Origin of the sequence: Kitasatospora sp. NPDC101155 (genome assembly GCF_044768305.1) — a bacterium.
In the GTDB taxonomy this organism is placed as follows: domain Bacteria; phylum Actinomycetota; class Actinomycetes; order Streptomycetales; family Streptomycetaceae; genus Kitasatospora.
The window spans coordinates 18,016-28,046 of record NZ_JBIWPN010000070.1 but is presented as its reverse complement, the minus strand read 5'-3'; the positions used below and the strand labels follow the sequence as shown (position 1 = coordinate 28,046).

Sequence of the window (10,031 nt, the reverse complement as noted above, 5' to 3'; positions counted from 1 at the left end):
GGGGGGGGGGGCGGGGGGGGGGGGGGGGGGGGGGGGGCGGGGGCGGGGGCGGGGGGGGGGGGGGGGGGGGGGGGGGGTGGCCCCCGGGCCGGGGGGGGGGGGGGGGGGGGGGGGGGGGGGGGGGGGGGGGTGGGGGGGGCGGGGGGGGGGGGGGGGGGGGGGGGGGGGGGGGGGGCCCCCCCGGGGGGGGGGGGGGGGGGGGGGGGGGGGGGGGGGGGTGGGTCAGCGGGAGGCGGAGGCGAGTTCCTGGAGCCGGTCGGCGATGGCGTCGGTGGGCAGGCTCAGGAGTCCGCCGGCCTCGTCCTCGCGTGGCAGGCCGTTGATCGCCTCGCGCAGGGCGCGGTCGGGGCGGGGCAGGCCGGCGGGGTCGGGCAGGGGCGGGGCCAGGCGGGAGGCTAGGCGGGCGTAGCCGGGCAGGTCGGGGAGTTTGGGGGCGATGGGGGCGCTGGTGCCGTTCTCCAGGCAGGCGGCCTGGTGGAACCAGTTCTCGGCGTCGCGCAGTTCGCCGCGGCGCAGGTGGTGCAGGTACATGCAGTAGGCGGCGAGGTGGCTGCCGGCGCCAGCCGCGAACTGCCACCACCAGGTGGCGGAGTGGTGCCGGCCGGAGAGGTCGAGCAGGCAGCCGAAGATCAGGGCACCGTTGGGCTCCCAGTCCCGGGCGAGGCTGTCCACCTCTTCCCAGGAGCCGGGTTCGTTGATGACGACCGTGGCCAGGGCCCGCAGGTCGCGTCGGGCGTCGGCGTGGATGCCCGCCGACCCCGGGAACGGCAGCCGCGGCCGGGTGGCGGGGGCCGAGGCCCGCCCGATCCGGCGGGCGGCCAACCCCTCGGCGACGTACCGGCGACCGGCATCCATGTCGTAGCGGGGGCGGTCGGCGGGCAGAGGGCCAGCGGCGTTGAGCAGGAAGTCGACGTCGGGAAAGTGAGGGCCGTCCTCGCGTGGTGTCACAGTCACTCCTGAACCGTCTTGGTGGTGCCGGGGCGGAGGAGCCGACGGGATCGGAGCCGGGCCTCCAGCTTGGTGCGGGCCTGCGTCGTCAACGACTTCACCGTGCCCTCGTCGGTGCCCATGGCCTGGGCCGTACCCGCCACCTTGAGGCCGACGACGAAGCGCAGCACGATCACGTCGAACTTCGCCGCGGGGAGCTCCTTGATGGCGGCGCCGAGCGCCATGCCTTCCTCCAGGCCCTCCACGCCGATGGTGATGGCGTCCAGGTCGTCCAGGAACTGCTCCCCCTCCAGGCGCGCCGCCACGAGGAATGCGACGCGCTCATCGAGCCGGTCCCGGTACTCCCGTTCCACTTCCACCAGGTGGCGCAGCGCGGCCCAGGCGGTGGCGGCGGGCTGGGGGTGGGTCAGGACGAGGTCCCAGCAGTGCCCGAGTTCGACGAAGGCCTCGCTGACGAGCTCCTGGGCGAGGTGGGCGTCGCCGAGGCAGGCGTAGGCGTAGTCGAAGTACGCGTCGGCGTGGAGCCGCTGGAACGCCTCCAGGGTTATAGGCAGGGGCAGTTCCACGGGGGCGGTGCCGGCGGTGTCGGCGAAGGGCGGCTCGCTCACGACGACGCCTCCCCTGCGGCCGGGTCCGGGACGCCGCCACGTGGCCGGCGGGAACGGCCGAGGCAGGGCAGAAAGGGTGTGGCGGCTGCGGCGGTGGGCCGCGGTGGGACGGGGGGATGGATGCACATGGGCGTTGTGAGTCCTTGTTCGATGGGCATGGCACGTGATCACGCTCTGCTGGGGGCCATGAGCGTGGCGTGCTGGTAGGTGCATCAAATCCTTCGAACAGACGAAAGGTTCACGACCCGAAGGTAAAGGTTTACGGAGCGTCACATTCCAATGTTTGGGCGCCACCACCCGACCTCGCGCGGCGTCTCGCCGGTCAGGACTGCTTCAGGATCGGCTGCCCGCTTCACCGCCCCTTCAACTCCTGGAGGCAGGCCCGTCCGGCGGTGCGCCCTGTTCGAACGGCCACGGCCGTAGGCATGCCGCGGCCCCGGCACCTTGGTGGTGCCGGGGCCGGGTCAGCCGAACCGCAGCGACTGCCGGTCGAGTGCGGCCTACTCGTCGCCGTAGATGTGGGCGTGCAGCTCGGCTTGCCACGCCCTCGCCCGCCGGTCCTGCTCCCAGACGGCAAGGTCGTCCAGGCGGTCCCGGAGCCGGACAACCGTCTGGCCTGTCAGGTAGTCGGCCGGGTCGGCGTCCGGGTCGGCGTCCGGCCGCATGCCCGCGGCCTGGTGGTCAATGACGATGGCGTGCGCGAGCCGCTGGATCCGGCGACGCAGGTGCAGTTCCTCCACGCCAGCGTGGACGCCCCACAGCGTCCGCAGCCCGTCCAGGGGCTGCTCAGTGGCGGAGAACTCCGGACGGGTCCGCTCCAGCACGCCCACGATGGTCTCGTCGTAGGTGCCGTTCAGGAGGGTGCCGACAGCGGTCAGGGACGTGTCCAGCAGCGCGGACCCGTCAGCCGGCTCGCCCAGCCCATCCGCCTTCGCGACGTCCCACAGGGCGGCCGACACCAGGAGCGCCGCCGAGCCGAGCTCCCCCAAGGGCACGTCCTCGCCGCGACGCTCAACCGACCAGCGCACCAGGCGATCCCCCCACACGACGCACCCGAACCACACGCCCGGGAACGAGACGGACATGTAGACCTCCGGGTCCGTGGTCGGCGTCGCGACCCGCAGTTCCTCGGTCGGCACGCGCACCGACAGCGACCTGCCCAGATCGACCTGGTAGGCGTTGGGCGGGCCCGGCGCGATGTCCCGGCCCGCGTGGTCCGGCTCCCAGCACGGGAACTCGACCAGCCCGGAACGGCCGGCGTAGTCGCCGCCGGTGATCCGCACGACCGTGTCCCGGTCCCAGGCGCCGCGCTCGGCCGCCAGTGCGAGGGAGACCGCCTCGACCGCCCCCACGAGCGCGTCCACGCCCTCGTCCCCGCGCGCCCGTCCGCGCAGCCCGTCATCCAGGTGCCACAGCAGCGGCCCGAGCCGCACCTCCTGGCCGTCCCCGCCGAGGTTCTCCAGCGCGGCCGCCACCACCTCGACCACCGCCGCGCGGGCATCCGTCGCGGCGATCTCCAGAGCCTGTTCGTACGCCCGCCCCTGCTGCTCCACAGCCGTCCTCCATCCCGTCGGTCTGCGGATCGTCGCACACCGAGCGGTCGGACGGGGCGGGCCTGACGCTTGCTCAGTGCTCATCGGACCCGCCCAGGCTCCGGCCGCGCCCCGGCTGGGGACCGTATCGCCTCGCCAGCGGTCACAGAGGCATCTGCACCAGGCCAGACGTCTCGTCGTACCAGGACGGGTCGGCGACAGCGAGCGGCCAGGGCGCGCCTGGCAGGAGGGGCGCGATGTCGGCGAGGGTATGCCCGGCTCCGCCGCGCAGCGCGTGGTCCACGTGGATGACGCAGGTGCCGGCGTCGACCCATGTGCCGGTCAGGACCGCCCGTGCGGACGAGTACAGCGGTCGGCCCTGCTCGCGGTCGGCCACCAGGGTGAGGGCGGTGCGCCACTCGGAGGCGAAGGGGCCGGTCGGCGCGGGCCAGCCAGGGGAGCCGGGGGTGGGGAAGCCGTGTCCGTGACGCAGCCACTCGCCCAGTCGGAGCGGCAGGTCGGCCAGGAGGACGTCGCCCAGCGGCCGGGGGACGCCGCAGCCCTGCGAGAGGTGCAGGACTTCCGCGATCACGGCAGTCAGCAGGAGGTGCTCGCTGGTGCCCGGGATATGGGCCTGGGCGCCGAGGCGGGCGTCCAGGCCGTGCTCGTCCCACGGCCACACGAGAGTCCGGACGTTCGGGTGGCGCTCGCGGTGCCAGGCGATGATGGCCATGGCCCAGGGCCATGCATCCGTGTACGGGTGCCGGCCGTCGTGGAGAGCGGCGTACCGGTCGGCGTGGTCGGCGAGTTGGGCGTCAGGATCCCAGGTCGTGGTCACCGTCCCAGTCTGCCCACTCGCGGCCTCGGATGTCAGCGCACAGCCCCGGATCCGGCGAAGCCGGGCCGCTCCACCACGCCGGTCGATCGGTTCCTTTGCCGGCGGTACGCTTCTGCTGCCCCGAGAAGGCATTGGGAGGCCGTCACCCTGCGGGGTGGCGGCCTCCCGGCGTTGGATAATCAGTTCTTCTCTCTGGCTCGCCGACAGGTGGGCTTCCTGACAGGGTCGGCGCCCATGATGGCGGCCCGCATGTAGTCGGCACGGGCGGCACCCTGACGCGCCCACGCGGCGATACCCGCCACGTCGAGCGGCGCGGGCAGATCGAGCTCGGCCCAGACAACCTTGCCGGTGACGGTGGACCGGCTTCCCCACCGGTCGCTCAGGCCCCGGACCATCAGCAGGCCCCGGCGGCTCTCCGCGCGGTCGTCGCCGAACCCGTCGACCGTGCAGGGAAGGGCTGCGCCCTGGTCCTCGACCTCGAACCGCAGCCGACCGCCGCACTCCTCCAGGACGAGCAGCGCGCGGATCCTTGCGGGGCCCGTGTGTCTCGCGGCGTTGGCCAGCAGTTCGCCGGCGATGGCGACCAGGTCGTCCAGCACGCCGCCGTCGACGCCCCAACCGGCGGCGGCGGCGGTGCGCACCGCGTTGCGGGCCGGGGCGACACAGGCCATGCGCTCGGCAGGGTCGGGCGCGGTGGCGGCTACGGTCAGGCGGTAGACCGCGCCGGGCCGCGCGGAGGTCACCGGGAACCGTCCTGGTTCTGCGTGGTGCGGGCGGCGCTGCTGGTGGTGACCAGAGCGACGCCGTGGTCGGCCAGCCGGTCGCTCGCGCGGACCCAGTCGCGGATGGTGGGCCCGATCATCGGCCGGACCACCGTGACGACGGCGCCGATGGTGCCGGTGGCGGCCAGGTCGGTGACGCGCCGCCAGCCGGGCCGCTCGGCAAGTGGGACGGTGTCGTCGGTGTCGGCGACCATCGCGGTGAGCGTCCAGCCATCGGCTGCGGCCCGGCGCTCGCACCAGGCGGCGAACAGGGCGCCGGAGGCGGCGTCCGGCTCCGCGCAGACGTAGCCGACGGCGGCAGCGGGCCCGGCCGGCACCAGCGGCGGCTTGGGTCCGGGACGGTGCGCTGCTGTCGCCACGAGGCTGCTCCCTGCCGGTGCCGGGTGGGCGGCCCCGCGCCCGGACGGGGGAGCCGGGGCGGGGCCGCGATCGGGGGGTTGGCCCGGGATGCTGGTGTCCGCCTCCCGGGCCGCTGACACCCAGTCAACGCCCGGCGGGGCGGGTGTGGTCAGGAAGAAATCCGGCTTCGTGGCCGCGGCCGACCGGAAGAGTTGACCCCGGCTTTGCGAACCGGCTGACGCGGGGGGTGACGGCGGCGCTACGTTGGGTGTCGTGGGTGAGAACGCGCTGCTGCGGCAGCGGATGGACGAGCTCGGCCTCACGCAGGCGGGGCTGGCCAGGCTGATGAACGCCGAGATCCACCGCCTGACCGGCAGCTGGGGCACGATCTCGGAGCGCACCGTCTACAACCTGCTGGCCGGGGTCCACCGCCGCCCGCACGGCAAGACGGTGGCGGCGCTGGAGGCAGTATTCGGGTGCACGGCCGCCGAGCTCGGCCTGGTGCCGCCCGCCGCCCGCCGCCCGCCGCCCCGCCCGCTCAGAGGCTTCCGTGGACCGCCGCACGTTTCTCGCCTCCGGCACCGCCGCCGCAGCCAGCGCCGCCCTCGCACCCACAAGCTGCCGGACGACTTCGGTCGGGTCCGCCGATGTCGCCCGCGCCCGCGCCGGGCTCGCGACGCTGGACGCCCTCGACGACCACCGCGGCGGCCACACCGAGCTGGAGCGCGCCGCGCTCGCCGGAGCCGACCACACCCTCGCCCTCCAACAAGGCAGCGCCAGCGAGCGCGTCCGCTCCCGGCTGTTCGGCATCGCCGCCGACTACACCGCCGCCGCAGCCTGGTCCGCGATCGACGCCCGCGACCAGGAGCGTGCGCAGCTCCACCTCGACCGCTGCCTCGTCCTGGCGGGTCTGGCCCGCGACCCCATCGCCCAGGTGCGCGTGTGGAACTCGGTCGCGATGCTCGCCCACCAGCGGGGTCGGCACGCCGAGGCTCTCGCCGCAGCCAAGGCCGCGCAGGCCACCGGCGCGGGCCGGCGCGACCCTCTGTTCGCCTCCCTCGCCCGCGCGCGGGCGGCCGTCGCCCACTCCGGCCTGGGTGACCGGCAGGCCGCACAGCGCTCCCTCGGCCATGCCTGCGACGCCCTCGCCCGAGCCGAGGACCGGCACACGGCCCGGCCGTCCTGGGTCGCGTTCTATGGCGGCGCCGAGCTGTGGGCGCTGCACTCGATCGTCCACCTGCAGCTCGACGAGCCGCAGCTGGCCGAGGCGTACTCCCACCAGGCGCTCGCCCAGCTGCCCGGCCGATTCGCGCGCAACCGGGCCATGGCCACGGCCCGCCTGGCCCTCGCCCAGCTCGGCCAGGGAGAGGCCGAACATGCCGCCGCCACCGGCAGCCGCGTCTTCCAGCTCATGGCCGGCGCCCCGTTGCCCGGCCGGATGCGCACCCTGCTCGGCGACCTCCACCGCGGCCTGCTCACCCTGGCGCCGACGTCCCCGGCTGCGCGAGAGTGGGCCGACCGCCACCGGGACGACTGGAGCCGATCGTGACCAACGCCGCCCCCTCCGAGATCCGCCTCTACCGCGCCCCCGACCTGCCGGACGGCTTCCGCGACCTGCTGCTCGCCGTCCACGCCGACGCCTACGCCGACCAGGCTGATGACCCGTTCATCCAGCGCTTCCCCTGGTTCGTCGACCACTGGACGACCCGGCCCGGCTTCACCTGCGCCGTCGCCTACGACGACCAGGGCGAGCCGACCGGCTTCGCCTACGGCGCCCCACTCCCCTACGGACGGGAATGGTGGCGCGACCACCTCCCCCAAGAGCCGGAGAACCCGTCCACGTACGGGCTGTCCGAGCTCATGGTCCGGCCCCGCTGGCGCAAGACCGGCACCTCCACCGCCCTCCACCAAGCCCTCCTCGCCAACCGCCCCGAACACCTCGCGGTGCTCTGCGTCGACCCCGACCACCCCCGAGTCCAAGCCCTCTACGAATCCTGGGGCTACCGGCCCATCGGTATCCGCCAGCCCTTCCCGGACTCACCCAGGTACGCCGTGATGCTCCGCCACCTGCCGTTGTGAGCAGCAAGGGGCACCGAGATCATCTGAGCGCCAACCGGCTGGCGGTCCGCGCGGTAAGGAACTGGTGGGCGCCGCGCAGCCTGGTGCGCAGTCTGCTTTGGGTGGTTCGGCTGTCGAGGCGGACGTCGAGTGCGCCAGGTTGGGCGCTGTGGGCCCGTAGGCTGGCCGGGAGCTGGGTGGGGTCGAGTCCGTCGCGCTGGGCGATGAGGACGCCGAGTTGGTGGCGGCTTACGGCGTCGGGTCCTGCCAGGTGGTGGATGCCGGAGAGGTCGCGGGAGGCGATCTCGAGGAGAGCGGCGGCCAGGTCGGTGACGTGCACGGGGCAGCGGATGTCGTCGGTGAACAGGGCGCCGCTCCGGGCGCCGGCGGCGAGGTCGTGTACCAGGGCGACGTGCTGGGAGCGGCGGTCGCCGATGATCAGCGACGTGCGGGCGACGACGGCGCCGGGGTGGACGAGGCGGACCCCGGTCTCGGCCGCGGCCTTCGCCGCGCCGTACGGGGTGATGGGGTCGGGGAGGCTGGATTCGTCGTAATGGACGTGCGTGCCGGAGAACACCGCGTCGCTGGAGACGTGGACCAGGTGGCTACCGTGCCGTGCGGTGGCCATCGCTACTCGGACAGGGCCTTCGGCGGTGACCGCCCAGTCGGCCCCGCCGCTCGCCGCGTTGACGACCACGCGGGGCTTTACCTCGGCCACGAGGGCCTCGATGCGGTGGGGGTCCCGCAGGTCGAGGGAGTGCCAGGCGACTTGGGGGATGTTGCTGGGCTTGGTGGCGAAGGTCGCGGCCACCGGGCCTGTCGATGCCGCCTGGCGGGCCAGTTCGGTGCCCAGGAATCCGCTGCCGCCGATGATCAGGACTGTCACGCCATGACGGTAGAGCAGAAGCAGGCCCAACTCCGCCAAGGTGTGCCCGACTTCACCGAGACGGAACGCCTGCGCGCTCGTCTGGCAGCCGTACGGGTGCAGCGCGGCGGTCCCCGGCCGGGAGCAAATGCCTGCTGGGGGCCGCCGCGCTGGTGCTGTCAGGCCGCTTCGGTGTTCTCCCGCAGGGCCCGCTGGTAGCCGTAGGCGAGGTAGTCGGCCCAGACCTGGGCGGCGTCGCCGTCGGGGCACAGCCGGTCGAGGGCGACCAGCCCGGCCGTGATCGCAGCGCACATCTCGTGCTGGGCCTGGTGGGTGGTGGCGGTGACCGGGCCGTCGGTCCCCCAGCCCTTGGAGCGCCGGTACAGCTCCCCGGCTTCGCAGGCCTCCTCGGCGACCTTGGTGACCAGCAGGAGCTCCAGCACGTGGTCGGGGGCGCCGCTGCGCCGTTCGTCGCGTCGGCGCAGTTCGCGGATCTGTTGGAAGAGGTCGTTCACGGTCTTCTCCCTCCGTGGTTCGGACTGATGGCTGCCTGGCCCGGGGGCTGGGTCAGGCGGTGGGGGTTCGGGTGGGGCGGCCCAGCTGGTGGACCGTCCAGCCGGCGGCCAGCCAGGGGCCGGCGTCCAGGGCGTTGCGGACGTCGACCACGGTGCGGGTCGTCACGTGTTCGGCGGCGTCGGCGGGCAGCTTCGGGTCGGTGGTGAAGGCAGGCCACTCGGTGGCGATGACCACCAGGTCGGCTTCGTGGGTGGCGTCCAGGGCGCTGTCGGCGAAGGCGAGGTGGGGGTGGGTGCGGCGGGCGTTGTCCTGGGCCTCGGGGTCGAAGAGGCGCACGGTGGCGCCGAGCTGGTGGAGCCGGTCGGCCAGGCGCAGTGCGGGGCTATCGCGGACGTCGGAGGTGCCGGCCTTGAACGCACCGCCCAGGAAGGCGATGGTGCGGCCGCAGACGTCGCTGTTCAGGGCCTGGGTGATGAGGGCGACGGCGGCGTACTGGCGGCCGCGGTTGACGGCCTGGACGGAGTCGAGCAGGCCGGCCGCCCCGGCGGCGCCCATCTCGCCGGCGGCGTAGGCGAAGGCCGCGACGTCCTTGGGCAGGCAGCCGCCGCCGTACCCGAGGCCCGGGCGCATGCCGGCGTGGCCGATACGCTTGTCGATGCCCATCACGTGGGCGACGTCGTCCACGTTGGCGCCGGTCAGGTCGCAGACCTCGGCGACGGCGTTGATGTAGCTGATCTTGGCGGCGAGGTAGGAGTTGGCGGCGGCCTTGGCGACCTCGGCGGTCTGCGGGTCGGTGACAACCATCTCGATGTCGCCACGGGCCGTGATCGGCGCGTACACCTCCTCGATCGCCGCCCGCGCCGCCGCCGTGGTGAGGCCGACGAGGATCCGGTCGGGGAACAGGGAGTCCTGGACGGCGTGGCCCTCGCGCAGGAACTCCGGGTTCCATACCAGCTCCACCCCGGCCACCTTGGCATTGGCGGTGACGATGCGCTGCAGGGTGGCGACGGTGCCCACGGTGACGGTGGACTTGCCGACGATGGTGGCCGGGCGGTCGATCAGCGGGACCAGGGTCTCGATGGCGCTGACGACCTGGGTGGCGTCGTAGCCGCGGCCGTCCTCGCGTAGCGGGGTGCCGGTGGCGATGAAGTGCAGGTCGGCGAAGGCGGCGGCGGCGCCGGGGTCGGTGGTGAAGCGCAGTCGGCCGGTCGGGACGTGGCGGGCGAGCAGGTCGTCCAGGCCGGCCTCGTAGAACCAGGACTTGCCGGTGTTGAGGACGGCGCACTTGTCGGGGTCGATCTCGACGCCGATCACTTCGTGGCCGAGTTCGGCCATCGCGGCGGCGTGGGACGCTCCGAGGTGGCCGCAGCCGATCACTGAGATACGCATGATGATCAATATCCTTGAGTAGGTGGGGACTTGGGGTGGGGGCCCGGGGGCCCGGCCCCCCCCCCCCCCCCCAAAGGGTGATGGGGGCCGCCAAGACCCCCCGAGGGGCCGGGAATACGGCCCCCCCCCACACCCCCCCCCCCCCCCACAAGGGGC

The 10,031-nt window shown here is 74.1% G+C and carries 11 protein-coding genes; 2 read left to right on the top strand and 9 right to left on the bottom strand.

The window, feature by feature from the left end; translation table 11 throughout:
* Positions 1-222: 222 nt before the first annotated feature.
* The 6 genes from ACIRYZ_RS42595 to ACIRYZ_RS42570 all read right to left on the bottom strand — a co-directional run bounded on the left by ACIRYZ_RS42595 (position 223) and on the right by ACIRYZ_RS42570 (position 5,067).
* Complete coding sequence (locus tag ACIRYZ_RS42595; RefSeq protein WP_402954038.1) at positions 223-948, bottom strand: hypothetical protein; 726 nt, start codon at positions 946-948, stop codon at positions 223-225.
* A 2-nt stretch (positions 949-950) separates the two neighbouring features.
* Positions 951-1,556 (bottom strand): RNA polymerase sigma factor, encoded by a 606-nt coding sequence (locus ACIRYZ_RS42590; RefSeq protein ID WP_402954037.1) that lies wholly within the window; start codon positions 1,554-1,556, stop codon positions 951-953.
* 500 nt (positions 1,557-2,056) lie between these two features.
* A complete protein-coding gene (locus ACIRYZ_RS42585) occupies positions 2,057-3,109 on the bottom strand; it encodes a hypothetical protein (protein ID WP_402954036.1) in 1,053 nt (350 codons plus the stop codon).
* Positions 3,110-3,251: 142 nt separating this feature from the next.
* Complete coding sequence (locus ACIRYZ_RS42580) at positions 3,252-3,926, bottom strand: hypothetical protein (protein ID WP_402954035.1); 675 nt, start codon at positions 3,924-3,926, stop codon at positions 3,252-3,254.
* 179 nt (positions 3,927-4,105) lie between these two features.
* Positions 4,106-4,669 carry an ATP-binding protein gene (locus ACIRYZ_RS42575; RefSeq protein ID WP_402954034.1) on the bottom strand — a complete coding sequence of 188 codons (564 nt, stop codon included), beginning with the start codon at positions 4,667-4,669 and terminating at the stop codon, positions 4,106-4,108.
* Complete coding sequence (locus ACIRYZ_RS42570; protein WP_402954033.1) at positions 4,666-5,067, bottom strand: hypothetical protein; 402 nt, start codon at positions 5,065-5,067, stop codon at positions 4,666-4,668. Before ACIRYZ_RS42570 ends, ACIRYZ_RS42575 begins: the two co-directional genes overlap by 4 nt.
* Before the next feature lie 530 nt (positions 5,068-5,597).
* Here ACIRYZ_RS42570 and ACIRYZ_RS42565 point away from each other — a divergent pair.
* Both ACIRYZ_RS42565 and ACIRYZ_RS42560 read left to right on the top strand, forming a co-directional pair.
* Entirely contained in the window at positions 5,598-6,596 is a 999-nt protein-coding gene (locus ACIRYZ_RS42565) for a hypothetical protein (RefSeq protein ID WP_402954032.1), read from the top strand.
* Positions 6,593-7,126 carry a GNAT family N-acetyltransferase gene (locus tag ACIRYZ_RS42560; RefSeq protein ID WP_402954031.1) on the top strand — a complete coding sequence of 178 codons (534 nt, stop codon included), beginning with the start codon at positions 6,593-6,595 and terminating at the stop codon, positions 7,124-7,126. Before ACIRYZ_RS42565 ends, ACIRYZ_RS42560 begins: the two co-directional genes overlap by 4 nt.
* Before the next feature lie 19 nt (positions 7,127-7,145).
* On the opposite strand, the gene ACIRYZ_RS42555 is transcribed toward ACIRYZ_RS42560, so the two are convergent.
* The 3 genes from ACIRYZ_RS42555 to ACIRYZ_RS42545 all read right to left on the bottom strand — a co-directional run bounded on the left by ACIRYZ_RS42555 (position 7,146) and on the right by ACIRYZ_RS42545 (position 9,875).
* A complete protein-coding gene (locus ACIRYZ_RS42555) occupies positions 7,146-7,991 on the bottom strand; it encodes an SDR family oxidoreductase (RefSeq protein WP_402954030.1) in 846 nt (281 codons plus the stop codon).
* Positions 7,992-8,149: 158 nt separating this feature from the next.
* Positions 8,150-8,485, bottom strand: a complete 336-nt coding sequence (locus ACIRYZ_RS42550) for a hypothetical protein (RefSeq protein WP_402954029.1) — start codon at positions 8,483-8,485, stop codon at positions 8,150-8,152.
* Between the two features lie 52 nt (positions 8,486-8,537).
* Positions 8,538-9,875 carry a UDP-glucose dehydrogenase family protein gene (locus tag ACIRYZ_RS42545; RefSeq protein WP_402954028.1) on the bottom strand — a complete coding sequence of 446 codons (1,338 nt, stop codon included), beginning with the start codon at positions 9,873-9,875 and terminating at the stop codon, positions 8,538-8,540.
* Positions 9,876-10,031 lie beyond the last annotated feature (156 nt).